Consider the following 26,631-nt stretch of genomic DNA (forward strand, 5'->3'; position numbering starts at 1 on the left):
TTTTTTTGGGGATGGCGTCAAAAATCTCAAGTTGAAATCACCGGTCGGTGTGGGAGCTGGCTTGCCTGCGATGGCGGTACATCGGTTGGCGCGGTGGTGACTGCAAAGACGCTATCGCAGGCAAGCCAGCTCCCACATTTGGACCGTGTCGGCCCTATCATCCTGTGTACAAGGACCCGCATGTCGTTCGTCGAAACCAATCAAGTCCATCTGCTTGCCGCCCTCTGGTTCATCCTGTGCTGGGGTGGCTATACCCGTTATGCCACCTGGAAAGCCCGGGATACGGCCTGCCTGGCCAGCGTATTGCACCTGTACCGCGAAGACTGGATGCGTCGCATGTTGTTGCGCGATAACCGCATCGCCGATGCCAGCGTGATCGGCAACCTGGAGCGTAATGCCTCGTTCTTTGCCTCCAGCACCTTGATCATCCTTGCGGGTATTCTGACCGTGCTCGGTGCTTCCGAGCGGGCGGTGTCGTTGCTGGCAGACATTCCTATGGTGCAGCAGGCCTCCCAAGGCATGTCGGAGATCAAGTTGCTGTGCCTGGCCCTGGTATTTGTCTATGCGTTTTTTACTTTCAGCTGGTGCATGCGTCAGTACAACTTCGCTGCGGTGCTAGTGGGCTCGGCGCCGATGATTGGTGAGCGGCACGTGTCGGAGCAGGAGCGCAATGCATTTGCCTTGCGGGCGGCGCGGGTGATTTCGATGGCGGCCAACCAGTTCAACTTTGGGCTGCGCGCTTATTACTTCGGCATGACCATGCTGGCCTGGTTTGTCAGCCCTTGGTTGTTCATGTTGATGAGCAGCGGGGTGGTATTGGTGCTTTATCGCCGCGAGTTTCACTCCGACGTCTTGCAGGTGATGGTGTATACCCCGACTAATATGCAAGCTTCGGATGCTGCAAAAGAGAGTGTTTCTTAAAGGCCGGATAAAACAGCAGGCAAAGAAAAGCCCGCTTTATAAGCGGGCTTTCTGTTGCAGCACTACAGGTTCACACCCGGCAATTACTGCTTGGCAGGTTCTGCAGGTGCGGCAGGTGCAGCTTCTTTTGCAGCTTCGGCGTTCGATTCAGCCTGAGCTTTGGCAGCTTCGGCGTTTTCTTTCGCAGCGTCGTTCACTTTATCCTGTGCTTTAGCCATGTCTTGCTGTGCTTGCTCAGAATGTGCAGCGGCATCTTGGGCTTTGTCTTCGGATTTCTTGTCGCAGGCAGCTAGACCGAGTGCAGCGGCCAGCATCATGGAAATAGCTAATGTCTTGCGCATGGGGTGTTTCTCCTTATTGAAGATATCTACTGGCCTTTCGAACCCAAGGGGCCAGCATTAGTTCCTTTTGTCCCACAGATATATAACGCTTTTCGCACAAAAACTTTTTCCGGCGATTTAGTCCGCTGCTTTCACACTAATAAGAGTCTAAAAACAATGACCGAAAACCCCTTGTTAGAGCGTGCTGCGCGCTTTGTCTCGGCGCTGCGCCATTGTCAGGTGCTGGGTGTGGCTGTCCACGCTGCAAGCGAGGAGGGCATGACCCTGGTGTTGCCGTATGGGCCACATCTTGTTGGTGATCCCGCAACCTGCGTGATTCATGGTGGCGCCCTGACCTCGTTGATGGACACAGCCTGCGGCATGGCCACCTTGTGCGTATTACCCGAATTCGAGGTGTGCCCGACCCTGGACCTGCGTATCGACTACATGCGTGCAGCCGAGCCGCACAAGCCGGTGTATGGCTTCGCGCAATGTTACCGGGTGACCACCGATGTGATCTTCACGCGCGGGTTCGCCTATCAGGATGACCCGCAACAACCCATCGCCCATGTGGTGGGCACGTTCATGCGTATGGGCAAGCGCCTAAAAGGCACGCAAGGGCTGGGCAGCACGATCAAGGGAGAGCAGGCATGACGCATCGATTCAAGACCCGTCTGGAGCAGGCTCTCGAGCGTGGCAACTACGACGCACTGCTGGGCTTGGTGCCCTACGCCAAGCTGATCGGCATCGAATGCACCCGTCTGGGAGATGAGCTGCTGTTTCGCCTGCCGGCCAACAAGGACAATATTGGTAACCCCATATTGCCGGCGTTGCACGGCGGGGTGATCGCCGGCTTCATGGAGCTGTCGGCGGCCCTGCATCTAAGGGTATTTACCGGGGCTCCGGGCCTGCCAAAAATCATCGATTTTTCCCTGGATTACCTGCGCGCCGGCCAGTTTCGCGACACTTACGCCAAATGCCAGGTGTGCCGCCAGGGCCGGCGCGTCGCCAATGTGGCGATCACCGCCTGGCAAACCACCGAGGCCGAGCCGATTGCCACCGCCCGCGCACATTTCAAGATTGAGGAATTGGCCCGCCCTTGAAATCCCGGTCTTAGCCCCCAACTTTGATGACAACCCGCCGCCAACCCTTTCGGGCGCGGCCACTGCCATCCAATTGGAGTTTGATGACCATGAGTGTGGAAACTCAAAAGGAAACCCTGGGCTTCCAGACCGAGGTGAAGCAACTGCTGCACCTCATGATCCATTCGCTGTATTCCAACAAGGAAATCTTCCTTCGCGAATTGATCTCGAACGCCTCTGACGCTGTCGACAAATTACGTTTCGAAGCCCTGTCCAAGCCTGAGTTGCTGGAAGGGGGCGCGGAACTGAAAATCCGTGTGAGCTACGACAAGGACGCCAAGACCGTCACGATCGAAGACAACGGTATCGGCATGAGCCGTGAAGACGCGATTACCCACTTGGGTACCATCGCCAAATCCGGCACCGCAGATTTCATGAAGAACCTGTCGGGCGACCAGAAAAAAGATTCTCATCTGATCGGCCAATTCGGCGTGGGCTTCTATTCGGCCTTCATCGTTGCCGACAAGGTTGAAGTATTCAGCCGTCGTGCCGGCCTCGACGCCAGCGAAGGCGTGCATTGGGCGTCCAAAGGCGAGGGCGAGTTTGAAATTGCCACTGTCGACAAGGCAGATCGCGGTACCCGCATCGTGCTGCACCTGAAATCCGGTGAAGACGAATTCGCTGATGGCTGGCGCCTGCGCAACATCATCAAGAAATACTCCGACCACATCGCTTTGCCGATCGAGCTGCCGAAAGAACAGACGGCTGCCGAAGGCGAAGAGAAGCCTGCCGTGGAATGGGAAACCGTCAACCGCGCCAGCGCCCTGTGGACCCGTCCGCGTACCGAGATCAAGGACGAGGAATACCAGGAGTTCTACAAGCACATCGGCCACGACTACGAAAACCCGCTGAGCTGGAGCCACAACAAGGTTGAAGGCAAGCTGGAATACAGCTCGCTGCTCTACGTACCGGCCCGTGCTCCGTTCGACCTGTACCAGCGCGAAGCGCCGAAGGGCTTGAAGCTCTACGTGCAGCGCGTGTTCGTGATGGACCAGGCGGAATCCTTCCTGCCGCTGTACCTGCGCTTTATCAAGGGCGTGGTCGACTCCAACGACCTGTCGCTGAACGTGTCGCGGGAAATCCTGCAAAAAGACCCGATCATCGACTCCATGAAGTCGGCGCTGACCAAGCGTGTGCTCGACATGTTGGAAAAACTGGCGAAGAACGAGCCTGAGCAATACAAGAGCTTCTGGAAAAACTTCGGTCAGGTGATGAAGGAAGGCCCGGCGGAAGACTTTGCCAACAAGGAAAAAATCGCCGGCCTGCTGCGTTTTGCTTCGACTCAGGGCGAAGACGGCGAGCAGGTTGTGTCCCTGGCTGACTACCTGGCACGCGCCAAGGAAGGTCAGGACAAGATCTACTACCTGACTGGCGAAACCTACGCGCAGGTTAAAAACAGCCCGCACCTGGAAGTCTTCCGCAAGAAAGGCATCGAAGTGCTGCTGCTGACCGACCGTATCGATGAGTGGCTGATGAGCTACCTCACCGAGTTCGACGGCAAGTCGTTCGTTGACGTTGCCCGTGGCGACCTGGACCTGGGCAACCTGGATTCCGAGGAAGACAAGAAAGCCGCCGAAGAAGTCGCCAAGTCCAAAGAGGGCCTGGTTGAACGGATCAAGGCGTCCCTGGGCGAAGCAGTCAGTGAAGTGCGGGTTTCCCACCGCCTGACCGACTCCCCGGCGATCCTGGCCATTGGCGAGCAGGACCTGGGCATGCAGATGCGTCAGATCCTTGAAGCCAGCGGCCAGAAGGTCCCGGACTCCAAGCCGATCTTCGAATTCAACCCGGCTCACCCGCTGATCGAGAAACTCGATGGCGAGCAGAGCGAAGAGCGGTTTGGCGACCTGTCGCACATCCTCTTCGACCAAGCGGCTCTGGCCGCTGGCGACAGCCTCAAAGACCCGGCCGCCTATGTGCGCCGACTGAACAAGCTGTTGGTTGAATTGTCGGTTTAACACCGTTGTAGAAAAAACCCGCTTCGGCGGGTTTTTTCGTTAATCCTCCTCAACTGGAGAAAATGATGAGCCAAGTCACAGTACGTTCCGTGGTCTATCAGATTGATGGCCAGTCTTATGAAAGCCGCCTGGCGTTCGATGCCAGCTACAAGGGCCCGCTGCCGGGGCTGCTGATGGCACCGAACTGGATGGGCGTGAGTGCGGGTGCCGAAGAAATCGCCAAGAGTGTTGCCGGCAAAGGCTACGTGGTGCTGATTGCCGACTTGTATGGGCAAACTGTACGCCCGACCAATGGCGATGAAGCCGGCGCAGCGATGATGCCGTTGAAAAATGATCGTCCATTGTTGAACAAGCGTATGCAGGCGGCCTTCGAGCAACTGCAAGGCCAGACCGAGGCAGCCGTTGATACGTCGAAGCTGGCAGCCTTCGGTTTCTGCTTCGGCGGTTGCTGCGCTCTGGAATTGGCACGTACCGGTGCGCCGGTGAAGGCGGCTGTCTCTTTCCACGGTACCCTCGACACGCCGAACCCGGCGGATGCGAAAAACATCAAGGGTTCAGTGTTGGTATTGCATGGTGCGTCCGACCCATTGGTGCCCAAAGAGCAACTGCCAGCGTTCGAAGAGGAAATGAACGCAGCGGGTGTGGATTGGCAGTTGCTGAGCTACGGCGGCGCAGTGCATTCCTTCACCGATCCCCATGCCAATGTGCCAGGCAAGATGATGTACGACGCGAAGACCGCTGCGCGGGCTTTCCAGTCGATGCATAACTTGTTGGATGAAGTGTTCAAGGGCTGACTCTGCGGCGCCTGACCTGACGCCATCGCGGGCATGCCCAGCTCCCACATTTTAAGGTGTACACCCATCCAGTGTGGGAGCTGGCTTGCCTGCGATAGCTATTTCACAGGCAACTCAATTCGTTCTGACTCCCCCGGCACCCTCGGCCAGTCCCCAGCAGCCCAGCGCTGTCTGGCGTGCTCGATCACTGCCGGATCGCTCGCCACGAAATTCCAGTTGATCCGCCGCGGCCCGTCCAGCGGCGCCCCGCCAAACACCACCACATGGCAGTCGGTTTCGGCAAACAATGTCATCTCTTGCCCTGGCGGCAATACCATCAGGCTATGCACTGCCAGCGGCTCACCGTCGAGCTGCGCCTCACCTTCCAGCACATACACCGCGCGCTCCTCATGCTCATCGGGGATCAGCAAGGTGGTGGCTGTTTGCATCTGCACCTCGGCATACAACGTCGGCGAGAGCACCGGCACTGGTGACTTGAGACAGAAACCATCACCGGCAATCAGGCGCACCTGCACGCCCAGGTTATCGCTCACCGGCAAGCTCGCCGCCGGGTGATGGCTGTAATGGCCGGGGCCGGTCTCGTGGTCCTTGGGGGAGGCCAGCCACACCTGCAGGCCGTGCAGGTTGAAACCACTGGCCTTGAGCGCTTCGGGGGTACGCTCGACATGGGCAATCGCGCTGCCCGCGGTCATCCAGCTGACATCGCCGGCCTGCACCACCTGATCCGAGCCGAGGCTGTCCTTGTGCTGCAAGGCGCCTTCAAACAGGTAGGTGAGGGTAGACAGGCCGATATGCGGATGTTGGCGGATATTCATGCCGGTACCCGGCGCATAGGCGGTGGGCAGCATATGGTCGAAAAACACAAAGGGCCCGACGCTACGGCATTCACGGGAAGGCAGCGGGCGCAGGATCGGCTGCCCTTCGACATCTTCGGCGCGGGGGCGGATCACGGTAAGGGTGGTCATGGTGCATCCCTGTCTGAGCGGGTTGGATGCGTCTGAGCATAACCCGCCCGATGGGACGTTGGCGCTATGCGCTGAAGGCACCTTCCGATAATTTCGTCTCGATGCTGATTTCGGCGGTGGTCATCAGCTTGTGTACCGGGCACTTGTCCGCAACGCGATGCAACTCCTCGCGCTGCTCATCGCTCAGCACACCCTTGAGGGTCAATTTGACGCTGAGTTTGTATTTGCCTTTCTGCTCTTCGGCGGCGTCGTGGGTCACTTCAACGGTCACGCCGGTGAGCGGGATATCTTTCTTCTGCGCGTAGAGCTTGACCGTCAAGGCTTTGCATGACGCCAGCGCAGCATCGAAATAGTCGTGGGGAGAGGGCGCCGAGTCGTCGCCACCCAGGCTCTTTGGCAGGTCGGTAAACAGTTCGTGGTGATTGATATTGACGCTGTGACGGAAGTTTTCAGCGTTCAATGTATTAACGGTAACAGGCATGGCGAACCTCTCAAGGGGCAGGATGAAGGTCATGCAGTTATAGAGCATGCTGGCGCCCAAGTGTTCCAGTTTTTCCGCGCTGAACCTCGAAGGTAGGCGCAAGGTCTACCCGTATCAGCCCTGATTGAGGTTTCACCGTGCTTCGGACCCGCCTGAGTCTTGCCTTGTTGCTCGCTGCCAGCAGCCTTGCCGCGCAGGCCCGCGACTATGCCTACAGTGACGCGCACATGCATTACGTGGATTTTTTCCAGGAAACGGCAGGCATGGGCAAACTGCTCAAGGCGATGTCCGAGAACCGCATCGAACATGTAATGATTTCCGGCATCCCCGTGGCCAAGAAATGGCACGAAGACGAGCCCAAGCGCCCCCGCTACTACGCTGGTGATGACGCCGATGCCTATTGGTACAGCGCCACCGATGTGATTGTCGCGGCAGCGGTCAATAAGCTGACCCCCGAGCAGCGCCAGCACTTTCACCCGTTCCTGGCCGGCTTCAACCCCAACGACAAGAACTCCGCTGCCCATATCCAGCGCATGATCGACCTCAACCCCGGGTTGTGGCAGGGTATCGGTGAAGTGTTTACCCGCCATGACGACCTTACCGCCCTGACCTCAGGCGACACGCCCCGCGCCAACAACGAAGCCATGACGCGTATCTACCACCTGGCCGCCGAAAACGACCTGCCCGTGATGCTGCACTCCAACATCACTTCCAAGCGAGAGCGTAACCCACTGTACCTGGCGGAAGTCGAAGAGCCGTTGCGTAACCACCCGCATACGCGCTTTATCTGGGCCCATGCTGGCACCAGCAAGGAAATTCACCGGCATCAGGTGCAGATGGACTTTTTGCTGCCCACCTTGAACCGCATGCTCGAGGCGTACCCCAACCTGTATATCGACCTGTCCTGGAGCATGCTCACGCCCTATCTGCTGGATGAGGCGGGTCAGCCTCGGCAGGAGTGGGTGAAGCTGGTGGAGCGCTTCCCTGAGCGCTTTATGCTGGGATCTGACGTGGTAGGGCGTTTCAATAAGTTAGGTAAGGAGATGCGTCGCTTCGAGCCCTTCCTCGATGCATTGCCCGAGGAGGTGGCGCACAAGGTGGCGCGGGATAATTTCCTTGCCATCCTGCCCAAGCCGCCTGGCAATGGTCAGGTGCATTGATATCGCGTTTTCGTCTTACATAAATGGCGGAGGGTGCCGATAACTTCCAAGACCACACTGCAGGTGGATGCAGTACTTTTTTGGAAGGAATCCAGGCATGAATATCCGTAGTTTGAATATCGCGCCTCGCGCCGGCTTGGGCTTTGGCGTGCTGGCCTTGATGGTATTCGCGTTGGGCGGCTTTGCCCTGTTGCAGATGGCCAATATGCGCCAGCAGTCGGACCAGGTGGAGAGCAACTGGTTGCCCAGCGTCATGGCGGTGGGGGAGATGAATCAGGACCTGCTGCGCGTGCGTGCGCTGACCCTGCGCTTGTTGGTTAACCGCGATCCGCAGGCGTTGGCACAAAACGAGCAGAAACTGACCGACCTCAAGAATGGCATGCCCCATGCGCAAGCCCTCTACGAAGGGCTGATCGTGCTCCCTGAAGAGCGCACGCTGTTCGATCGTTTCAAGGCCCAGGAACAGCAATACCTGCAACGTCAGGAGCAGGTCATGGGGTTTTCCAAGGCCAACCGGCTCGATGAAGCGATCAAAGTGGCCAACGGTGAGATGAATCAGCTCGCCGATCAAATCGCCGTCACGTTGCGCGATCTGGTCACCCTCAATAAAACCAGTGCCAATCAGGCGGCCAGCCTCGCGCAAAGCGTTTTCAGTCAGTCGCGTACCGGGGTGATTGGCATGATCATCCTCACGGCATTGATCACCATTGGCCTGGCGGTCTGGCTGACCCGCAGCATCGTGCTACCGCTGGCCCAATCGCTGAAAGTAGCTCAGGGCGTGGCCAGCGGCGACCTGACCGGTGAGATCCACGTGAGCGGCAGCGATGAGCCGGCGCGTTTGCAGCAGGCTCTCAAGGGCATGCAAGAGAATCTGCGCGATACTATCCGGCGCATTGCTGAATCGTCCAACCAATTGGCTTCTGCTTCCGAAGAGCTCAGTTGCGTGACGGAGGATGCCACGCGCGGCCTGCATCAGCAGAACCAGGAGATCGAACAGGCGGCCACGGCGGTCAACCAGATGACGGCGGCGGTGGAAGAGGTGGCGAGCAACGCGGTGGCCACGTCCCATGCTTCACGCGATTCTGACCGCATTGCCCAGCAGGGCCGTGAGCAGGTGCAGCAGACGGTGGTGTCGATTGAAGCCCTGGCTACCGATGTGACCGCCAATGTGACCCAGGTCGAGGCGCTGGCGCAAAAGGTCTATGGCATCAGTAAAGTCCTGGACGTGATTCGCTCGATTGCCGAGCAAACCAACCTGCTGGCACTGAACGCGGCCATTGAAGCGGCGCGAGCCGGGGATGCCGGGCGCGGTTTTGCGGTAGTGGCCGATGAAGTGCGTGCCTTGGCCCATCGCACGCAACAGTCGACCCAGGAAATCGAGCAGATGATCAGTGGGATTCAGCAGGGCACCGACCAGGCCGTCAGTTCCATGCAACAGAGCAACACGCGGGCGCGTTCTACGCTGGATATCGCCAAGTCTGCCGGCACGGCGCTGGAAGAGATCGCCTCGGCATTCACCCTGATCAACGAGCGCAACCTGTTGATTGCCAGTGCTTCGGAGCAGCAGGCAGCAGTGGCGCGGGAGGTGGATCGTAACTTGACGAATATCCGCGACCTGGCGCACCAGACGTCTGCCGGGGCGAACCAGACCAGCGCGGCGAGCCAGGAGTTGTCGCGGTTGGCGGTGGACCTGAATTCGATGGTGGCGCGGTTTTCGGTGTAGGGCGGGGAACCGGGTTGACCCGTTCGCAGGCAAGCCAGCTCCCACACTGGACTGCATTCCTTCAGGATGAACGCGATCGAAGGTGGGAGCTGGCTTGCCTGCGATGAAGGCGACGCGGTTTCAAATCAAAGCGCAAAAAAAAGCCCCGAACCAGTCGGGGCTTTTTCATGTGATCAACCTGCGAGGCTTACTTGCCCTGCCAGCGTTTCAGCACGAGGGTGGCATTGGTGCCACCGAAGCCGAAGCTGTTGCTCATCACGGTGTCGATTTTTGCATCTTCACGGGTCTTGGTCAGGATCGGCATATCAGCAACGGCTGGGTCCAGCTCGTCGATGTTGGCCGAGCCGGCCATGAAGTTGCCTTCCATCATCAGCAGGCAGTAGATCGCTTCGTGAACGCCGGCGGCGCCCAGGGAGTGACCCGACAGGCTCTTGGTAGAGCTGATGGCCGGAGCCTTGTCGCCGAATACCGCGCGCACGCCTTCCATTTCCTTGGCGTCGCCGACCGGAGTCGAGGTGCCGTGGGTGTTCAGGTAGTCGATTGGGGTATCAACGGTGGACATGGCCATCTGCATGCAGCGGATCGCGCCTTCGCCGCTTGGGGCAACCATGTCGTAGCCGTCGGACGTCGCGCCGTAGCCGACGATTTCCGCGTAGATCTTGGCGCCGCGGGCCAGAGCGTGTTCCAGCTCTTCAACCACGACCATGCCGCCACCGCCGGCGATGACGAAACCGTCACGCTTGGCGTCGTAGGCGCGAGAGGCTTTCTCTGGGGTTTCGTTGTACTGGGTGGACAGTGCGCCCATGGCGTCGAACAGGAACGACTGGCTCCAATGCTCTTCTTCACCGCCGCCGGCGAATACGATGTCCTGCTTGCCCAGCTGGATCTGCTCAACGGCAGTCCCGATGCAGTGGGCGCTGGTGGCGCACGCGGAGGAGATCGAGTAGTTCACGCCCTTGATCTGGAATGGCGTGGCCAGGCAGGCGGAAACGGTGCTGCCCATGGTCCGCGTGACACGGTACGGGCCAACGCGCTTCACGCCTTTTTCGCGCAGGATATCCAGCGCTTCCATCTGGTTGAGGGTCGATGCGCCGCCGGAGCCGGCAATCAGGCCGGTGCGTACGTTCGAAACCTGGTCTTCGCTCAGGCCCGAATCGGCGATCGCGTCTTTCATGGCCAGGTAGGCGTAGGCGGCAGCGTGGCCGACGAAGCGATAGATCTTGCGATCGATCAGTTCTTCGAGGGGCAGGTCGATGGAGCCGGAAACCTGGCTACGCAGACCCATTTCGGCATATTCCGGGTTGAAGCGGATGCCAGGGCGACTTGCACGCAGGTTAGCGGTGACGGTCTCTTTGTCATTGCCCAGGCAAGAAACGATGCCCAGACCAGTGATAACGACGCGGCGCATGCGGATAACCCTTAAAAGTTGTCAGTGGAAGTGAATACGCCGACCCGAAGGCCTTCGGCAGTATAGATCTCGCGACCGTCGACAGTCACCGAACCGTCGGCGATGGCCAGGTTCAGCTTGCCCTTGAGGACGCGCTTGATTTGAATGTTGTAGGTGACTTTCTTGGCGGTCGGCAGGACTTGGCCAAAGAACTTCACTTCGCCCGAACCCAGGGCGCGACCGCGGCCCGGCAGGCCTTGCCAGCCCAGGTAGAAGCCGACCAGTTGCCACATGGCGTCGAGGCCCAGGCAGCCTGGCATCACAGGGTCGCCTTCGAAGTGGCAGGCGAAGAACCAGAGGTCCGGGGTGATATCCAGCTCGGCGACCAATTCACCTTTGCCGTACTTGCCACCTTCTTCGCTGATATGGGTGATGCGATCCACCATCAGCATGTTCGGGGCGGGCAGTTGCGCGTTACCTGGGCCGAACAGCTCACCGCGACTGCAGCGCAGCAGGTCTTCCCGAGTAAAGGCGTTTTGTTTGGTCATGCGAGCTCCTCAATAATCCCATGCGGCTGGGTTGGGCAAATCTTCCCGAACCGAATGAAGCGTTCATGCCTCATAGCGGCAGCCTACACATAGACTATTGCGTTGTAGTGAAAGTCACAGCGGCAAGGCACTGAATGTACACTTGTTCACTGAAATTTTAAACCGGACCTGTTTATCGGCCCGTTCGGGTGCCTAAGACTGCCGCACTTTCGTCTTTCACGCCAGTCGCAGTTGGTTGATGGCGCGGCGCTATTGCACCCAGCGTTGCAGGATTTGCTGCAAATCCGTGCGTTTGAACGGCTTGGCCAGGTAATCGTTCATTCCGGCTGCCAGACAGGCTTCGCGGTCGCCCTGCAAAGCATTGGCCGTCAGGGCGATGATCGGCAGATCGGCGCAGCCAGGCAGTTGGCGAATCTGGCGAGTGGCTTCGTAGCCGTCGATCAATGGCAGCCGGCAATCCATCAGGATAGCAGTGAAGATCAGGCTCTCGGCGCTGCGGATCGCCTCGGCGCCGTCGGTGGCCAGGCTGACTTCAAAGCCCAGGCTGCGCAGCATTGCTTCGACCACGGTACGGTTGACCGGGTTGTCTTCCACCAGCAATACGTGGCGTCCTTCGCCGGCACTGGCCTTGCCGAGGGCGTCGGGCGTAATGGCCTGTACTTGTTGCTGATCGATGGCCAGCGGGATTTCCAGGGTAAACACCGAGCCCCGGCCTTCTTCGCTTTGGGCCCGCAAGGTGCCACCCATGCGTTCGGCCAGGGTGCGGGCGATGGGCAAGCCCAGGCCAGTCCCGCCGTAGCGTCTGGAAATGGAGCTGTCGGCCTGCTGGAACGCATCGAACATCAGCTCCAGGCGTTCGGCGCAAATACCGATACCGCTGTCGCGCACGGTGCAGGTGAACCACACCAGTTCGTGGTCCAGGGTTTGCCAATGGGGCTCGACAGTCACGCTGCCGCGTTCGGTAAATTTCAACGCATTACCGATCAGGTTTACCAGGATCTGCCGGATCCGCGTCGGATCGCCTCGCACCCGTAGGGCCTCCATGCCCGCAGGAATCGGCAGCTCCAGGCTCAGCCCGCGTTGCTGGGCACTGTGCTGGAAGGCTTGGGCGCAACTGTTGATCAGGTCGGCAAGGTTGAACGCAATATGTTCCAGTTCCAGGGCGGCGCGCTCAATGCGTGAGAAGTCGAGGATGTCGTTGATCACCTTGAGCAGGTGCTCGGTGGACTCGGAGGCCAGCGCCGCGTACTCGGTCTGTTCGGCAGTCATGTCGGTGGTTTCCAGCAGTTGCAACATGCCCAGCACGCCGTTCATGGGCGTGCGCAGTTCATGGCTCATCATCGCCAGGAAATCCGATTTGGCATTGTTCGCGCGCTCGGCCTCCTCGCGGGTCTGGATCAACTGGGCCATGGCTTGTTGCTGCTCGCGACTGGCCTGGTTCAGGCCTTCGGCCAGGTTGTTGATATGCCGCGAAAGGTCACCCAGCTCCGAGTCATCGACAATCGGTAGCGGGGTTTTGTAATCGCCTTGCTGGATAGCCTTGACCGCATGGCCCATCGCGCTTATTGGTTGCGACAGGCTTGCCGCCAGGCGTCGTGCCAGCAGGAAGGTAAACAGCAAGGCGAACAGCGCCAGGATCCCGGCCTTGAACAGGATTTCCTGCTGGCGCTGGCTGAACGCGTCATTGGACATGCCGACAATCACCCGCCCCAGGTAGTCGGCTCGGGGTGCCTTGGGTTCGTTGAGGTTGTCCTGGAAAAAGTCATTGTTGAGCTGGATGTGTTGCAGGCGGATTGGCGCCTGGAACACCTTCACGGACAGCGAGCGGTCATGTCTTTCCGACGGCTGCTCGACATACACCAGAATGTTTTCGGCGCTGTTCTGAATTTCCAGGAAGCGCACGTGAGGCGTGGCCAAGGTCGCACGCAGCAGCGCTTCAAGCACATCGTTGTTGCCGGAAATCACTCCATACTCAGTCGCGGGCGCCAGTTGGTTGGCGATCAATTGGCCGGTGTGGTCCAGCTCCTGGCGCAAATCCTGGATCCGTACGAAGGTAAAGAAGCTGATCAACAGCAGGGTCAACAATAACGCGGGGCCCAGGGTAATGAGCTGGGTGCGGGTGTTGATATCCCAACGGCGACGCAAGGTCATGGGCGTTTCTCTCCTTCGGCCAAGCGGGCGGCGACGGCGGTTTCATCAACCTGTTCGATGCCCAGTGAGCGCGCGACTTGCGGGTTGCCCACGACTTTGAAGTGTTGCGGGTACAACGTGTGCGGCCAATTGGCCGGCGGGTGATCCAGCAGGCGGTCGAGCACGGCAAGCCAGTCGGGCTGATCGCTGTAGGTGCTGGCCAGGCTGCCGGCCCGGACAAACCCGGCATTGGGCCCTATCAGGGGCAGTTGCTGGGCGTAGCTGCTCAGCAACAGGTTCTTTACCGTTTTGGGGTTGTACAGTTGCGGGTCGTCAAGGCCGAGCAGCACATCGCTGTTCTTGAACAGGGTTTGCAGCGGGCGGCTGTCACTGGTGTTGTCCCAGAGCTGAGGCACGATTTCCAGGCCCAGGGGGGTGGCAAACCGGATCAGCTCGCGCAGCAGGAATTCACTGTCGGCACCGTAAAGCACACCGATGCGTCGTGCCTGCGGCAGGGTGTCGGCGATCAGGCGCAACTGACGCTCCAGCGGCGGGTCGCTCCATAGCAGGCTGATTTTGGCCGGGTGCGTATTACCCAGGCGTTGCCGCGCCTGCAGGCGGCTGATGCGCAGCACCAGGGTCGGCGGTCCCTGGGTATCCAGCAGGCGCCAATCGAGGCTGGGCAGGTCCAGGAGGATCAAGCGAGTGCCGGCGGGCAACTGGCTCGGTGTCGGCAAGTCCTTGAGCGGGGTGAAGCTGACCCGGTCGTCGGGGCGCTGCTGGGCAAGGGCCTGGGTGAAGGCTTGCACCCCGGCGCCGTCTTCGGCAGCCGTCAGCAGGATATCGGCACTCCACGCCGGCACCGCCAGCAGCAGGCACGCGAGCAGCACGCCACGGCGCCACAATCGTGAAAGCAGCAAGAGGGTCATCCGTGACTGATCGGCCATGTCAGAAGTCCAGCTCGGCGCTGAAGTAGAGAACGTGACGATGGTCGTAATTATTGTCGGCCCAGGTGGTGGGCTGGTCATCAAGGCGTTGCTGCAACATGCCGGCCAGCTCCACATTGGTTTTGCCCACGGCAATGCGTTTGGCTACCCGCAGGTCGACCCGTTGGAAGCGATACTGGTTAAGAGCGTCGTCGCCATAGTAGAACAGGGCGCTGGACCACCCCTGGCCCCACTCGCGCAGCCAACCGGCCGAGCCGCTGTTGCGCGCGGTTTGCGCCTTGTCCCGTGGGTTGCTGGAAGTAGCGTCGACATAGGCGTAGGTCAGGCGCAGGCGGTCGGTGTTGCTCATGCGCCAGTCGAACTGTGATTCGGCACCGGTAAAGCGCGAGCTGTTGGCGTTGCTGGCGATGTATTGGTTGTTGCGCAGCGGCGAGCTGATCATGTCGGTGATTTCGTCATAGAACAGCTTCACGTCGACATTCAGCCCCAGGTCGGCAAAGAACCCGTTGTAGCCCAGTTCTCGGGAGCGCATCAACTCTTTGTCGAGGTCGCCAGGGCCGCGCGTCACGACAAAATATTGCCCGGAGTTTTGTCCGTAGGCCGGGGAGCTGAGGTTGTTGACGCGGTAGCTCCAATTGACGTTGTTCTCGAACATATCCGGCGAGCGGATCGCCTCGGAGTAAACCGCCCGCAACCCGTGACGCGGGTTGATCAGGTAATTGACCGCCACACGCGGCGTCAGTGAGTCGCCGCTCAGGTGACTGTCTTCGTACATGGCGCCACCCTGCAGCAGCCAGTGTTCGCTGGCCCGCCATTCCAGATGCCCGAACAGGCGCCAGGTGGTGTCGTCCAGGGTTCCATTGAAGTAGGTGTCCGAGTCGGCGCGGTCATAGCGATAGTTGATGCCGCTGACCAGGCGCAAGCTGTCGGAGAGGCTGAAGGTGTCCTGGATCTCCACGTCGTAGCGGCTTTCGCGGGTGCTTTGGTCGATATCGCCGCAGACGGTGTCCTTGCCGCCGTGGTTTTTCCATTGATCCAGCACCTGGTTGGCCAATGCCTGCTCGGCGGCGCTTCCCGGGGGTGGAGAGCCTTGGCTGTAGGTGTCCATGTGCCGCGCCAACAGTTCGGCATAGTTGGGGTTCAGTTGCCACAACTGGGTCAGCTGCGGGCTGAACGAGACCTTGGCATCACAGGCTTTCCAGACCTGTCGGCGGTCCCATTGCTGGGCTGAACCCTGGATATACAGACTGTGATCGGGATTGAAGTCGAAATTCCAGCGCAAAGAGCCAGCGTAGTCCTTGGCGACAACATCGGAATTGCTGCCGCCTTCGCTGATCCCGTCAAACACCGGGGTGTAGGTATAAGGGCGCTGATTGGTGCCTTCCTTGGCATTGAGTTGCCAGTCGATACTTTGTTGCGCGTTCAGCGTCTGGCTCACTGCCAGGCTGAAACGGTTGAGACGGCGACCGTCACGGCGGTCGGCGCCGACCGCGTCGCTGTCAAAACCGTCGTCCTGTTGCCCGGACAGGGATAAGCGCAAATCGCCGGTTTCCCAACCCACGCCCTGGCTGGCATAGAAGTCGTTGATCCCCCGTTCGCCGCGGGTGACCTTCACCCGCGAGCCCTGGCTGTTGGCGGGGGAACGGGTGAGGATATTGACCACCGCCATCAGTGCATTGGCTCCATAGCTGACGGTATTGGGGCCGCGAAATACCTCAATGCGTTCGATATCTTCCATGGCCACCGGGATATCGCTCCAGTCCACCGTGGCCAGGCCGGCGCGGTACACCGAACGCCCGTCGATCAGCACCTGCATCCGCCGCGCATCACTGGCGCTGGTGCCGTGGTAGTTGACCGACGCCTGGTTGCCGGTGGTATAGCCGACCATCATCCCGGGCACCAGGCGCAGCAGTTCGGCGATGTCCCGGGCGCCGCTGGCCTTGATCAGCTCACTGTCGATCACCGTCATGCTGCCGGGCACGGCGGCGGCCGATTGCTTGAGGCGCGTGGCGGTCAACACCTGCGGCAGCGGCTGGCTGTCGAGAAACAGATCGTCAGCCAGGGCAGGTACGCTGCACAACAGCATCAACCATAGAGATGAGCGAGGAGGAGGGCCCAGGTACACGGCACGGCCTTGTTAATGACGGATAGCCGCCCATGTTAACTGAGGTGGGGCTATTTGCCAGTCGTCGGACTTGCAATTACTTCGTACAAACGTGGCATTTTCCGACAAGTGCGCGAATTGATACGGGGGCTGGCCGCAAGCCGGGCGGCCCGTATAATGCCGCCATCGCCATTGGTATGGATTAACGGATTGCATATGACTCAACAGCGCCCTATTGCGGTCCTGGGAGGCGGAAGTTTTGGCACCGCCGTGGCTAACCTGCTGGCCGAGAACGGCCACGCCGTGCGTCAGTGGATGCGCGACCCCGAGCAGGCTGAAGCCATTCGCGTGCACCGGGAAAACCCCCGTTACCTTAAAGGCATCAAGATTCATCCAGCTGTCGAACCGGTTACCGACCTGCTGGAAACGCTCACTGCGTGCGACCTGTGCTTCGTCGCGCTGCCCTCCAGTGCGTTGCGCTCAGTGCTGGCGCCGCACGCCGAGCGCCTGGCAGGCAAGTTGCTGGTCAGCCTGACCAAAGGCATTGAGGCCCAGACCTTCAAACTGATGAGTGAAATCCTCACCGAGATTGCCCCACTGGCCCGCATTGGCGTGCTGTCCGGCCCGAACCTGGCGCGGGAGGTGGCCGAACACGCCTTGACCGCCACGGTGGTTGCCAGTGAAGACGACGCCTTGTGTGAGCAGGTACAGGCCGTGCTGCATGGCCGCACCTTCCGGGTCTACGCCAGCGCCGATCGCTTTGGTGTCGAGTTGGGCGGGGCGCTGAAAAACGTCTACGCGATCATTGCCGGCATGGCCGTCGCCTTGGGCATGGGTGAAAACACCAAGAGTATGCTGATCACCCGTGCGCTGGCCGAGATGACCCGCTTTGCGGTGAACCAGGGTGCCAACCCGATGACGTTCCTGGGCCTTGCGGGCGTGGGTGACTTGATCGTCACCTGCTCATCGCCCAAAAGCCGCAACTATCAGGTAGGTTTTGCCCTGGGCCAAGGGCTGAGCCTGGAAGACGCTGTGACGCGTCTGGGTGAAGTGGCCGAAGGGGTCAACACCCTCAAGGTATTGAAGGCCAAGGCCCAGGAAGTGGGGGTGTATATGCCGCTGGTCGCCGGTTTGCACGCGATCCTGTTCGAAGGGCGCACCTTGGAGCAGGTCATCGAGTTGTTGATGCGGGCCGAGCCCAAGACCGATGTCGACTTTATTTCTACCAGTGGTTTCAACTGAGGAACGCGCCATGAACGATCCGAAAGCAGCCCCCAAATATGAGTCGATTGCCTTGCGCATTCTGTGGATGCTGGCGTTTGCGCTGGTGTGGCAGGTGGCGCAATTGCTGCTCGGCGCGTTGGTGGTGGTGCAATTGATTTACCGGCTTGTCTACGGTGCGCCGAACCTGGGCCTGATGAATTTTGGCGATAGCCTCAGCCAGTTCCTGGCGCAGATCGGCCGCTTCGGTAGCTTCCACACCGACCAAAAGCCTTGGCCGTTTGCCGATTGGCCAGCCCCGCGTGCACCCGAAGGCGAAGCCGCCCACAGCGTGCCGCCAGCACCGCACCCGGTGCGTGATGAAGAGCCAAAGCTATGAAGTTGTGGGTTTTGCGCCACGGGGAGGCCCAGGTGCACGCCCGCACGGACGCTGAACGCAATCTTACCGAGCATGGCCGTGCCGAAGTATTGCTCAGCGCTGCGCACCTGATCGGGCAGCCTCTCAGTGCCATCATCGCCAGCCCTTATGTGCGGGCGCAGCAGACGGCTCAATTGGTGCGCGGAGTTTTGGGGTTCGAGCCGGATGTGCGCACGGTGCCGTGGCTGACGCCTGATGGTGATGTTCAGCAGGTGCTGAGGGAACTTGATACTGATGACAACGTGTTGCTGGTCAGCCATCAGCCTTTGGTGGGCAGTTTGATCAGCTTTTTGCAGCATGGGCATCAGCGCCAGCCACAGCCGATGTATACGGCCAGCCTGGCGGAGCTTGAGGGGGATTTTCCGCTGGCGGGTTTGATGAGTCTGGTGGGGGTGAAGAATCCCGAGGCATAAGGGGCGACGCTGGGCCTGTGGCGAGGGAGCTTGCTCCCGTGACGACCTGCCAATCGACGCTTGTCTGCCCGACACTCCATGATCCAACTGTGGGAGCGGGCTTGCTCGCGAAGGCGGCCTTGTAGCCGACGGGGGGCTTGGATCAGACCGAGTACATATCCATTGCTGCGGTAACGGCTGATATTGGTTCCGCTCTTACAGCGGGTCACTTTCGAAAAGCCGGAATGCCGGCCCAGGCGAAAGTAACCAAAGCGCTCTTGCCCCACCACTCGGCACCTCGCTTAGGCTCGGTGTGCCCGTAATCGCCATGGATTTGGGGGGCCGCCGCCACGCGCCATCCATGGCGCGGGGCGGCTAAAACCGGCATCCCTGCCGGTTTACCCCCCAAATCCCTGTCGAATTCCGGCCAGCGTGGTTTGACGGGGCGCCTGAGATCAAAAGCAGATCAAGAGCAAGAGCGGCTCGCTTCGCATCGTGGTTACGGTTGGCTGTTCTGTGTTCCCTGAGAAATGGTTGGCTTTGTGTGTGCTATACAGTCAGCCAAGCAAGTGCTTGGTTGGCTGTATCTCGGATCACAAAGGAGCGCGTCCCATGCCTGTCGCTTTTCGTTTGCCGTTGCAGGTCTTCTTCGAGCGTGAAGCGCGGCACCCGCGTAAGGTTTTTCTGGTGCAGCCCATTGACGGTGGCGAGGTGCAGACCCTCACCTGGGGCGATGTCGGCCACCAGGCCCGGTGCGCTGCCCACTGGTTGCGTGCACGTGACTTGCCCCAAGGTTCGCACATCGCCCTGATCTCGAAAAACTGCGCACACTGGATCATCGCCGACCTGGCGATCTGGATGGCCGGGCACGTTTCGGTGCCGCTTTATCCCAACCTCACCGCTGACTCTGTCGCCCATGTGCTGACCCATTCCGAGGCGGCGTTGGCGTTGATCGGCAAGCTCGATGACTGGCCGGCAATGGCGCCGGGTGTGCCAGCGGGTGTGCCAACCATTAGCCTGCCGCTGTGCCCGGCGGGGACGTTCGATTTCAGCTGGGCGGACCTGCAAGCCTGCTCACCGATCCAGGACCACCCCGAACCCCTTGGCTCGACACTGGCCACCATCGTCTACACCTCCGGGACGACCGGTTTGCCGAAGGGTGTGATGCAAACGTTCGGGGCACTGGGCTTCGCTGCCACCCGCGGCACCGAGTTGTTCGGCCTGGGGGAGGGCGATCGGTTGCTGTCCTACCTGCCGCTGTGCCACGTCGCCGAACGCATGTTTGTGGAAATGGCGGCGATCTACACCGGGCAAACCGTATTTTTTGCGCAAAACCTGGATACCTTCCTGCAAGATTTGCGCAGGGCACGGCCGACGGCCTTGTTTGGCGTGCCACGTATCTGGACCAGGTTCCAGTTGGGTGTCTACGCCAAGATCCCGGAAAAACGCCTCGACACCCTGTTACGCCTGCCTTTTATCGGCAAGCGCGTCGGTCATAAAGTGCTCGCGGGACTGGGGCTGGATGCACTGCGTATTGCCCTGTCCGGTGCGGCACCCGTGCCCGAGGCGTTGCTGGGTTGGTATCAGCGCCTTGGCCTGGACGTGCTGGAGGTGTACGGCATGAGCGAAAACTGCGGCTATTCCCATGTATGCCGCCCCGGTGCACAGACGCTGGGTTGGATTGGCCTGCCCTGCCCAGGCGTAGAAGTGCGCATCGACCCATCAGGCGAAGTGCAGGTACGCAGCGACGCGACCATGCTGGGCTACTTCAAGGACCCGCAAAAAACCGCTGAGACCCTTACCGAAGATGGCTTCCTGCGTACCGGCGACAAGGGTGAGCAGGACGCAGACGGTCGTCTGCGCTTGACCGGGCGCCTCAAGGAGATTTTCAAGACCAGCAAAGGCAAATACGTGGCCCCGGCGCCGATTGAAAATCGCCTGGCCGAACATGCACGCATCGAACAGGTGTGTGTAGTCGGCGAGGGGCTTGGCGCACCGATCGGGCTATGCGTGTTGTCGGCACAGGGCCAAGCCCGCCAAACGCTTGAAACCCACCTTGACCACTGGCTGGCACAGGTCAACGCCGGGCTGGATAAACATGAGCGCTTGCGCCAATTGGTGGTGGTGAAAGACAACTGGGCGGTGGAAAACGGCTTTCTCACGCCGACCTTGAAGATCAAGCGCAACGTGATCGAGTCGACGTACGGGCCACATTTGCACACTTGGAGCGAGCGCGCTGAAACCGTTCTGTGGCAGGATTAGGATCGTAATAAAACCAACAAGGACAACCCTATGAGCCTGTGGCGCACCCAACCGAATATCGAACAACTCAACGCGATCCAGAAAAACACCATCGGTGAGTTGCTCGATATTCGTTTCGAAAGCTTCGACGAGCACTCCCTCACTGCCAGCATGGTGGTCGATCACCGCACCCATCAGCCCTACGGCCTGCTGCATGGTGGCGCCTCGGTGGTGTTGGCCGAGAGCGTCGGCTCCATGGCTGCTTACCTGTGCATCGACGCCAGCAAGTTTTATTGCGTGGGCCTTGAGGTCAATGCCAACCACCTGCGTGGCGTGCGCAGCGGGCGGGTGACGGCGGTGGCCAAGGCCATTCATATCGGGCGCACTACACAGGTATGGGATATCCGCCTGAGCAGCGATGATGGCAAGGCCAGTTGCGTCTCGCGCCTGACCATGGCCGTGGTGCCGCTGGGCGAAAACCCGCCGGCACGATAGGCGTGGCGTGAGTGTCATCATTCCTGGCAGTTACAGTCATTGCTGTAGGCGGCCGGTATGGTGACAATCAACCTCTGTTTTTATCGATGGAACCTGTATGTCGCAGCACGTGTTTTTTACCCACGCCAATGGCTTCCCTTCGGCCACCTACGGCAAGCTGTTTGCCGCGCTGGCCCCGGAATATACGGTGGCGCATCTGCCCCAGCACGGTCACGACCCCAGGTTCCCGGTGGATGATAACTGGCAGAACCTGGTGGACGAGTTGATCCACCACCTTGAGCAACAGCCGGAACCCGTGTGGGGCGTCGGCCATTCCCTCGGTGGCGTGCTGCATTTGTACGCGGCCATGCGTTGCCCGCAGTTGTACCGTGGCGTGGTGATGTTGGATTCGCCGGTGCTCACCCGTGCCGACCGCTGGGTGATCCGCGCCGCCAAGCGCTTTGGTTTTATCGATCGACTGACACCGGCAGGACGTACCCTTGGCCGGCGTGAAGAATTCACCGACCTGGACACCGCACGCAGCTACTTCGCCGGCAAAACCCTGTTTCGTGGCTTCGACCCCGAATGCTTTGACGCGTATTTGGAGCATGGCTTGCAGCAAGTCGGCGACCGCCTGCGCCTGCGCTTCGACCCGGCCACCGAAATCAGCATCTACCGGGGCGTGCCGCACACCAGCCCGGGCCAGGTACGCCAGCTGAAAGTGCCACTGGCCGTGGTGCGTGGTCGCCAGAGCCGAGTGGTCATGCGTCACCATGCCAGCGGCGTCGGCCGCTTGCCCATGGGCGAAATGCTCACTATGCCAGGCGGTCATATGTTCCCCCTCGAACGCCCCCAGGACACGGCTGCCTTGATCAAGAACCTGTTCGCCCGCTGGCAAGCCCGCGAGCGCAGTTGCGCATGAGTACACCGGTCGAAGAGGTTCGCCTGAGCCTGGGGCATATCGAATTGGCCGCGCACCTGTTCGGGCCCGAGGATGGCCTGCCAGTGATTGCCCTGCATGGCTGGCTGGACAACGCCAACAGTTTTGCGCGCCTGGCGCCGAAGCTGCACGGGTTGCGCATCATCGCTCTGGATATGGCTGGGCACGGGCATTCGGCCCATCGCCCGGCAGGCGCCGGTTACGCCTTGTGGGATTATGTCTACGACGTGCTGCAGGTGGCCGAACAACTGGGGTTGAAACGTTTTGCATTACTTGGCCACTCCCTGGGCGCCATCGTCTCGCTGGTGTTGGCCGGGGCGCTGCCGGAGCGAGTGACGCACCTGGGTTTGATCGACGGTGTGATCCCGCCGACCGCCAGCGGCGAGAATGCAGCCGAGCGTCTGGGCATGGCCTTGCAGGCGCAACTGAACCTGCAGGACAAGCGCAAGCCAGTCTACAACACCCTCGAAAAAGCGGTTGAAGCGCGAATGAAGGGCGTGGTGGCGGTCAGTCGTGAAGCGGCGCAACTGCTGGCCCAGCGCGGTTTGATGCCGGTACCGGACGGTTACACCTGGCGCAGCGACAGTCGCCTGACCCTGGCATCGCCGATGCGTCTGACCGATGAACAGGCCATGGCTTTTGTGCGTCGCGTCAGTTGCCCGGCGCAGTTGGTGGTGGCGGCTGACGGCATGTTGGCGAAACATGCCGAATTGCTTTCTCAGCTACCCTTCAGCGTTACTACGCTGCCAGGTGGCCATCATTTGCACCTGAATGATGAGTCCGGCGCCGCTCTTGTTGCAGACTGTTTCAATCGGTTCTTCTCCACGCCTTGACTTGGCGGGGTCAACTGCCGAGGCTGGGCGGATTGAAAGGGAGTCAACCATGAACACACTCAACATCGCTGTGACCTCCATTGGCCAGGGCCTATCGATCCGATGAGCCTGGGTAAAGGATGTATCCGTGCCCTTGGCCTTTGCTGTTTCAGCCCCCTGGTGTTTGCCGCCGATGTGCCAGGCAGCCAGGATTTACCTGCCGTGTCCCGCCAGGTTGACGCGCAAATTGTCGACTATCGCCCCGCTGAAGAGAAGGAACGCATCTACCCCATGGGCGCGATCCGCAAGATCAGCGGCCAGTTGCGTTACGAAGGCCAGGCCACCGCGCGCGGCCAGGCCACTGCAATCACCTATGAATTGCCCGCGGAGCACAGCTCCAGCGCCGCCTTTACTGCAACGCGCGAAGCTTTGCAGGCCAAGGGCGCGCAGCTGTTGTTCTGGTGCCAGGCCCGCGATTGCGGCGAGAGCAGCCTGTGGGCCAATGAAGTGTTCGGCAACGCCAAGCTGGTGGGGGCCGACGGCCAGCAGGAATACCTGCTACTGCGCCTGGCCGCCCCGCAGAACAACTCGCTGGTCGCGCTGTACGGCATTACTCGCGGCAACCGACGCGCTTACCTGCATGTGGAGCAACTCGATGCCAGCGCGCCCTTGGGCGATCTGCTACCCACCTCGGCCACCCTGCTGCGAGAGCTCAAAAGCACGGGCGAGCTGGATCTCCCTGCATTGGCCGCCGAGCCTGATGACACCTGGCTGACCTTGATTTCCCGTGGGTTGAACCTTGATACCACCTTGCGCGTGAGCCTGACCGGCCCGAAAGCCGAGGCCTGGCGCCAGGCCCTGGTCGACAAGGGCGTACGCGCCGCACGCCTGGAAACCGGCAGCGGTGACGCTAAGGGTTTGCACCTGCATCTGATACGCTGACCATTACAAGGCGAACGGACCCGTGCCGTTCGCCTAAGCTCTCTTCCTACAGCCTTATTCTCGAGATACCCGATGCTCAATAACGATCGCCTGCTGGTGCAAATCCTGCTGCTGGTGCTGTTTGGCGCCAGCTTCTGGGTCATGGCGCCGTTCTGGTCGGCGCTGTTCTGGGGCGCGGTGCTGGCGTTTGCCAGTTGGCCGCTGATGCGTTTGCTCACTCGCTGGCTGGGCGGGCGGGAGTCTCTGGCCGCCGGCATCCTGACCTTGGGCTGGATGCTGCTGGTGGCGGTGCCGCTGGTATGGCTGGGGTTCAACCTGGCCGACCATGTGCGCGATGCGGTGGCGCTGATTAAAGACATTCAGGTCGACGGCTTGCCCGAGGCGCCGACCTGGTTGGGCTCGATCCCGTTCGTCGGCGAGCGCCTGGTGGCGATGTGGGACAGCATTGACCAACAAGGCGCGGCGCTGATGGTCAGCATCAAGCCGTACCTCGGCCAGGTCGGCAACTGGTTGCTGGCACGCAGTGCGCAAATTGGCGGCGGTATTCTTGAGCTGACCCTGAGCCTGGTCTTCGTGTTCTTTTTCTACCGTGATGGGCCGCGCCTGGCGATGTTTGTGCACCGTCTGCTGGAACGGCTGATCGGTGAACGTGCCGGCTATTACATCGAGCTGGTGGCCGGTACGGTGCAGCGGGTGGTCAATGGTGTGATCGGCACTGCGGCGGCCCAGGCCTTGCTGGCGCTGATCGGCTTCCTGATCGCCGGCGTGCCGGGTGCGCTGGTGCTGGGTATTGTTACCTTCCTGCTCAGCCTGATCCCCATGGGCCCGCCGCTGGTGTGGATTCCGGCCACGGCCTGGCTGGCGTGGAAGGGTGACTACACCTATGCGGTGTTCCTGGGGGTATGGGGTACGTTTGTGATCAGCGGTGTGGACAACGTGCTCAAGCCGTATCTGATCAGTCGTGGCGGTAACCTGCCGTTGGTGATTGTGCTGCTGGGGGTGTTTGGGGGGTTGATCGCCTTTGGCTTTATCGGGCTGTTTATCGGGCCGACGCTGCTGGCGGTGGCGTACAGCCTGTTGACGGACTGGAGCGCTACCCAGGCGCAAGTGCGTCGTGACGACAAGCCGTGTAATTGAGGTAGGCATCAGGATGTGATGTGACGCGGCACCTGTGGGAGGGGGCTTGCTCCCGATGGCGGCCTCAGGGCCGGCCAGGATGCTGGATCCGACTGAGTACATATCCGTTATTTGGGTAACGGCTGATATTGGTTCCGCTTTTACAGCGGGTCACTTTTGAAAAGCGTGTACGGACCGGACACATGGTTGACGGGTGTGCGGGGACATGGTGGACACTTTTCGGCGAGCCAATTTCGCCGGAAAGCCATCATGCCTTGGAACACGAGAGATACCATGAGCCTGAAAGAAGAGTTCGTTGCCTTAGCACGGCAGCCCGGCAGTAATAAAAGAGAACTGTGTCGACGCTTCGGCATCAGCCCGCAAACGGCCTATAAATGGCTCAAACGATACGAGATGCAAGGGCAGTCGGGGCTGCAAGAAAAGTCCCGAAAACCAGCTACCAGTCCCAAACTGACCAATGCGGCCCTGGAGGCGGAGGTCGTAGCGCTCAGGCAGGAACATCCGGCCTGGGGCGGACGCACAATCAGCAGCATCTTGAAAAAGCAAATTGCTCCCAGCACAGTAACTAACGTGCTGCACCGACACGACCTGATTCAGCCCGTTCAGAAGGAACAGGAAGCAAAGCTGAGATTTGAACACGATGCGCCTAACGACCTTTGGCAGATGGACTTCAAAGGGCATTTCGCAACTCAAGAAGGTCGATGCCATCCCCTGACCTTGTTGGATGATCACTCGCGATTCAATTTAGCTATTCAGGCGTGTGATAACGAACGCGGGGGCACAGTGAAGGAGAAGATGATTGAGGTATTCCAACGCTTCGGATTGCCCGCTCGTATCAATGTTGATAACGGTCCTCCATGGGGATCGCCGCGCAACCCCGGTGAAATCACAGAGTTAAGTATCTGGTTGATTAGCTTGGGAATCCGGATCAGTTTCAGTCGCCCCTATCACCCTCAAACCAACGGAAAGATCGAGCGCTTTCATCGATCACTCAAGGCAGAGGTGCTTAATGGACGGCAATTTTCCACGATCAAGGAGGCTCAAACCGCATTTGATCAGTGGCGTGAGGTTTATAACCTGCAGCGTCCTCATCAAGCACTGGACTACAAGGTGCCCATGGACCGGTATCGGTCCAGCCCTTGGGCTTACCCGCAGCAGTTATCACCCTTCGAGTACGGGCCGGATGATGTGTCGATCAAGGCGTATCACAGCCGATTTCGTTTTCAGAAACGCTATTTCAGCATCGCCAAGGGCCTGAATGGTCATCACATCGGAATACGACCTAACCCTGAAAAAGACGGTCTCTTTGATGTTTACTTCTGCCATCACTTTCTAAGAACGATCGACCTGAGCAAACCTGACTATGGCCCATAATGTGTCAACCATGTCCCCGCACATGTGTCCACCATGTGTCCGGTCTATACAAAAAGAGCCCCAAAGTAACCAAAGGGCTCTTGCCCCACCACTCGGCACCTCG

At 60.0% G+C, this 26,631-nt stretch carries 25 protein-coding genes; 17 read left to right on the plus strand and 8 right to left on the minus strand.

Annotated features, from left to right (window positions below; genetic code table 11):
• The first annotated feature begins 180 nt into the window (after positions 1-180).
• Positions 181-921, plus strand: coding sequence for a DUF599 family protein (locus E4O97_RS14230; protein WP_005786585.1), 741 nt, complete (start codon positions 181-183; stop codon positions 919-921).
• Between the two features lie 83 nt (positions 922-1,004).
• Here the strand turns inward: E4O97_RS14230 and E4O97_RS14235 are convergent, their stop codons facing one another.
• On the minus strand, positions 1,005-1,262 hold the full coding sequence (locus E4O97_RS14235; protein WP_005786587.1) for a hypothetical protein: 258 nt from the start codon (positions 1,260-1,262) through the stop codon (positions 1,005-1,007).
• A gap of 156 nt (positions 1,263-1,418) precedes the next feature.
• Here E4O97_RS14235 and E4O97_RS14240 point away from each other — a divergent pair, with 156 nt between their 5' ends.
• The 4 genes from E4O97_RS14240 to E4O97_RS14255 all read left to right on the plus strand — a co-directional run bounded on the left by E4O97_RS14240 (position 1,419) and on the right by E4O97_RS14255 (position 5,132).
• Positions 1,419-1,895, plus strand: a complete 477-nt coding sequence (locus tag E4O97_RS14240; RefSeq protein WP_005786588.1) for a PaaI family thioesterase — start codon at positions 1,419-1,421, stop codon at positions 1,893-1,895.
• The gene (locus E4O97_RS14245; RefSeq protein ID WP_005786590.1) at positions 1,892-2,344 is read left to right on the plus strand and encodes a PaaI family thioesterase; all 453 of its coding nucleotides are present in this window, start codon (positions 1,892-1,894) and stop codon (positions 2,342-2,344) included. Before E4O97_RS14240 ends, E4O97_RS14245 begins: the two co-directional genes overlap by 4 nt.
• An 89-nt stretch (positions 2,345-2,433) precedes the next feature.
• Positions 2,434-4,338: a molecular chaperone HtpG gene (htpG, locus tag E4O97_RS14250; RefSeq protein ID WP_078820733.1), complete on the plus strand. Its 1,905-nt coding sequence runs from the start codon at positions 2,434-2,436 to the stop codon at positions 4,336-4,338.
• A 65-nt stretch (positions 4,339-4,403) separates the two neighbouring features.
• Positions 4,404-5,132: a dienelactone hydrolase family protein gene (locus E4O97_RS14255; protein WP_248161556.1), complete on the plus strand. Its 729-nt coding sequence runs from the start codon at positions 4,404-4,406 to the stop codon at positions 5,130-5,132.
• Between the two features lie 98 nt (positions 5,133-5,230).
• Here the strand turns inward: E4O97_RS14255 and E4O97_RS14260 are convergent, their stop codons facing one another.
• Positions 5,231-6,097: a pirin family protein gene (locus E4O97_RS14260; protein ID WP_248161558.1), complete on the minus strand. Its 867-nt coding sequence runs from the start codon at positions 6,095-6,097 to the stop codon at positions 5,231-5,233.
• Positions 6,098-6,161: 64 nt separating this feature from the next.
• Positions 6,162-6,578: an OsmC family protein gene (locus E4O97_RS14265; protein WP_005786596.1), complete on the minus strand. Its 417-nt coding sequence runs from the start codon at positions 6,576-6,578 to the stop codon at positions 6,162-6,164.
• A 137-nt stretch (positions 6,579-6,715) separates the two neighbouring features.
• Here E4O97_RS14265 and E4O97_RS14270 point away from each other — a divergent pair, with 137 nt between their 5' ends.
• Both E4O97_RS14270 and E4O97_RS14275 read left to right on the plus strand, forming a co-directional pair.
• Positions 6,716-7,738: an amidohydrolase family protein gene (locus E4O97_RS14270; RefSeq protein ID WP_216090965.1), complete on the plus strand. Its 1,023-nt coding sequence runs from the start codon at positions 6,716-6,718 to the stop codon at positions 7,736-7,738.
• A 97-nt stretch (positions 7,739-7,835) separates the two neighbouring features.
• Positions 7,836-9,461, plus strand: coding sequence for a methyl-accepting chemotaxis protein (locus tag E4O97_RS14275; RefSeq protein ID WP_248161559.1), 1,626 nt, complete (start codon positions 7,836-7,838; stop codon positions 9,459-9,461).
• A 187-nt stretch (positions 9,462-9,648) separates the two neighbouring features.
• Here the strand turns inward: E4O97_RS14275 and fabB are convergent, their stop codons facing one another.
• The 5 genes from fabB to E4O97_RS14300 all read right to left on the minus strand — a co-directional run bounded on the left by fabB (position 9,649) and on the right by E4O97_RS14300 (position 16,598).
• Positions 9,649-10,869, minus strand: a complete 1,221-nt coding sequence (gene fabB / locus E4O97_RS14280; protein ID WP_032877086.1) for a beta-ketoacyl-ACP synthase I — start codon at positions 10,867-10,869, stop codon at positions 9,649-9,651.
• 11 nt (positions 10,870-10,880) lie between these two features.
• On the minus strand, positions 10,881-11,396 hold the full coding sequence (fabA, locus tag E4O97_RS14285) for a 3-hydroxyacyl-[acyl-carrier-protein] dehydratase FabA (protein ID WP_003210552.1): 516 nt from the start codon (positions 11,394-11,396) through the stop codon (positions 10,881-10,883).
• Positions 11,397-11,645: 249 nt separating this feature from the next.
• The gene (locus E4O97_RS14290) at positions 11,646-13,547 is read right to left on the minus strand and encodes an ATP-binding protein (RefSeq protein WP_078820726.1); all 1,902 of its coding nucleotides are present in this window, start codon (positions 13,545-13,547) and stop codon (positions 11,646-11,648) included.
• Positions 13,544-14,473 (minus strand): ABC transporter substrate-binding protein, encoded by a 930-nt coding sequence (locus E4O97_RS14295; RefSeq protein WP_078820727.1) that lies wholly within the window; start codon positions 14,471-14,473, stop codon positions 13,544-13,546. The genes E4O97_RS14290 and E4O97_RS14295 overlap by 4 nt, the downstream gene beginning before the upstream one ends.
• Position 14,474: 1 nt before the next feature.
• Entirely contained in the window at positions 14,475-16,598 is a 2,124-nt protein-coding gene (locus tag E4O97_RS14300; RefSeq protein WP_005786612.1) for a TonB-dependent receptor, read from the minus strand.
• A gap of 195 nt (positions 16,599-16,793) precedes the next feature.
• Between E4O97_RS14300 and E4O97_RS14305 the strand changes: the two genes are divergently transcribed.
• The 10 genes from E4O97_RS14305 to E4O97_RS14350 all read left to right on the plus strand — a co-directional run bounded on the left by E4O97_RS14305 (position 16,794) and on the right by E4O97_RS14350 (position 26,528).
• Positions 16,794-17,819 (plus strand): NAD(P)H-dependent glycerol-3-phosphate dehydrogenase, encoded by a 1,026-nt coding sequence (locus E4O97_RS14305; protein WP_005786614.1) that lies wholly within the window; start codon positions 16,794-16,796, stop codon positions 17,817-17,819.
• Between the two features lie 10 nt (positions 17,820-17,829).
• Positions 17,830-18,177, plus strand: coding sequence for a DUF4389 domain-containing protein (locus tag E4O97_RS14310; RefSeq protein ID WP_032877083.1), 348 nt, complete (start codon positions 17,830-17,832; stop codon positions 18,175-18,177).
• Complete coding sequence (gene sixA, locus E4O97_RS14315; protein ID WP_032877082.1) at positions 18,174-18,629, plus strand: phosphohistidine phosphatase SixA; 456 nt, start codon at positions 18,174-18,176, stop codon at positions 18,627-18,629. Before E4O97_RS14310 ends, sixA begins: the two co-directional genes overlap by 4 nt.
• Before the next feature lie 591 nt (positions 18,630-19,220).
• Positions 19,221-20,870: an AMP-binding protein gene (locus E4O97_RS14320; RefSeq protein WP_078820735.1), complete on the plus strand. Its 1,650-nt coding sequence runs from the start codon at positions 19,221-19,223 to the stop codon at positions 20,868-20,870.
• Between the two features lie 30 nt (positions 20,871-20,900).
• A complete protein-coding gene (locus E4O97_RS14325) occupies positions 20,901-21,344 on the plus strand; it encodes a hotdog fold thioesterase (RefSeq protein ID WP_078820736.1) in 444 nt (147 codons plus the stop codon).
• A 97-nt stretch (positions 21,345-21,441) separates the two neighbouring features.
• Positions 21,442-22,245: an alpha/beta hydrolase gene (locus tag E4O97_RS14330; RefSeq protein WP_078820737.1), complete on the plus strand. Its 804-nt coding sequence runs from the start codon at positions 21,442-21,444 to the stop codon at positions 22,243-22,245.
• On the plus strand, positions 22,242-23,096 hold the full coding sequence (locus tag E4O97_RS14335) for an alpha/beta fold hydrolase (RefSeq protein WP_216090967.1): 855 nt from the start codon (positions 22,242-22,244) through the stop codon (positions 23,094-23,096). Before E4O97_RS14330 ends, E4O97_RS14335 begins: the two co-directional genes overlap by 4 nt.
• Before the next feature lie 102 nt (positions 23,097-23,198).
• Positions 23,199-24,017 (plus strand): DUF4892 domain-containing protein, encoded by an 819-nt coding sequence (locus tag E4O97_RS14340; RefSeq protein WP_148852271.1) that lies wholly within the window; start codon positions 23,199-23,201, stop codon positions 24,015-24,017.
• A gap of 72 nt (positions 24,018-24,089) precedes the next feature.
• Positions 24,090-25,154 carry an AI-2E family transporter gene (locus tag E4O97_RS14345; RefSeq protein WP_005786630.1) on the plus strand — a complete coding sequence of 355 codons (1,065 nt, stop codon included), beginning with the start codon at positions 24,090-24,092 and terminating at the stop codon, positions 25,152-25,154.
• Positions 25,155-25,403: 249 nt separating this feature from the next.
• Entirely contained in the window at positions 25,404-26,528 is a 1,125-nt protein-coding gene (locus E4O97_RS14350) for an IS481 family transposase (protein ID WP_216091764.1), read from the plus strand.
• The last annotated feature ends 103 nt before the right edge of the window (positions 26,529-26,631 follow it).

It is taken from the genome of Pseudomonas sp. W15Feb34 (assembly GCF_023127765.1).
Taxonomy (GTDB): Bacteria; Pseudomonadota; Gammaproteobacteria; order Pseudomonadales; family Pseudomonadaceae; genus Aquipseudomonas; species Aquipseudomonas synxantha_A.

Coding starts and splice junctions, on each gene's coding strand:
- E4O97_RS14260 (WP_248161558.1), bottom strand. CDS start 6,097: ATGACCACCCTTACCGTGATCCGCCCCCGCGCCGAAGATGTCGAAGGG.
- E4O97_RS14290 (WP_078820726.1), bottom strand. CDS start 13,547: ATGACCTTGCGTCGCCGTTGGGATATCAACACCCGCACCCAGCTCATT.
- E4O97_RS14335 (WP_216090967.1), top strand. CDS start 22,242: ATGAGTACACCGGTCGAAGAGGTTCGCCTGAGCCTGGGGCATATCGAA.
- E4O97_RS14295 (WP_078820727.1), bottom strand. CDS start 14,473: ATGGCCGATCAGTCACGGATGACCCTCTTGCTGCTTTCACGATTGTGG.
- E4O97_RS14255 (WP_248161556.1), top strand. CDS start 4,404: ATGAGCCAAGTCACAGTACGTTCCGTGGTCTATCAGATTGATGGCCAG.
- E4O97_RS14275 (WP_248161559.1), top strand. CDS start 7,836: ATGAATATCCGTAGTTTGAATATCGCGCCTCGCGCCGGCTTGGGCTTT.
- E4O97_RS14235 (WP_005786587.1), bottom strand. CDS start 1,262: ATGCGCAAGACATTAGCTATTTCCATGATGCTGGCCGCTGCACTCGGT.
- htpG (WP_078820733.1), top strand. CDS start 2,434: ATGAGTGTGGAAACTCAAAAGGAAACCCTGGGCTTCCAGACCGAGGTG.
- E4O97_RS14310 (WP_032877083.1), top strand. CDS start 17,830: ATGAACGATCCGAAAGCAGCCCCCAAATATGAGTCGATTGCCTTGCGC.
- E4O97_RS14230 (WP_005786585.1), top strand. CDS start 181: ATGTCGTTCGTCGAAACCAATCAAGTCCATCTGCTTGCCGCCCTCTGG.
- fabB (WP_032877086.1), bottom strand. CDS start 10,869: ATGCGCCGCGTCGTTATCACTGGTCTGGGCATCGTTTCTTGCCTGGGC.
- sixA (WP_032877082.1), top strand. CDS start 18,174: ATGAAGTTGTGGGTTTTGCGCCACGGGGAGGCCCAGGTGCACGCCCGC.
- E4O97_RS14340 (WP_148852271.1), top strand. CDS start 23,199: ATGAGCCTGGGTAAAGGATGTATCCGTGCCCTTGGCCTTTGCTGTTTC.
- E4O97_RS14245 (WP_005786590.1), top strand. CDS start 1,892: ATGACGCATCGATTCAAGACCCGTCTGGAGCAGGCTCTCGAGCGTGGC.
- E4O97_RS14240 (WP_005786588.1), top strand. CDS start 1,419: ATGACCGAAAACCCCTTGTTAGAGCGTGCTGCGCGCTTTGTCTCGGCG.
- E4O97_RS14265 (WP_005786596.1), bottom strand. CDS start 6,578: ATGCCTGTTACCGTTAATACATTGAACGCTGAAAACTTCCGTCACAGC.
- fabA (WP_003210552.1), bottom strand. CDS start 11,396: ATGACCAAACAAAACGCCTTTACTCGGGAAGACCTGCTGCGCTGCAGT.
- E4O97_RS14330 (WP_078820737.1), top strand. CDS start 21,442: ATGTCGCAGCACGTGTTTTTTACCCACGCCAATGGCTTCCCTTCGGCC.
- E4O97_RS14305 (WP_005786614.1), top strand. CDS start 16,794: ATGACTCAACAGCGCCCTATTGCGGTCCTGGGAGGCGGAAGTTTTGGC.
- E4O97_RS14345 (WP_005786630.1), top strand. CDS start 24,090: ATGCTCAATAACGATCGCCTGCTGGTGCAAATCCTGCTGCTGGTGCTG.
- E4O97_RS14320 (WP_078820735.1), top strand. CDS start 19,221: ATGCCTGTCGCTTTTCGTTTGCCGTTGCAGGTCTTCTTCGAGCGTGAA.
- E4O97_RS14325 (WP_078820736.1), top strand. CDS start 20,901: ATGAGCCTGTGGCGCACCCAACCGAATATCGAACAACTCAACGCGATC.
- E4O97_RS14350 (WP_216091764.1), top strand. CDS start 25,404: ATGCCTTGGAACACGAGAGATACCATGAGCCTGAAAGAAGAGTTCGTT.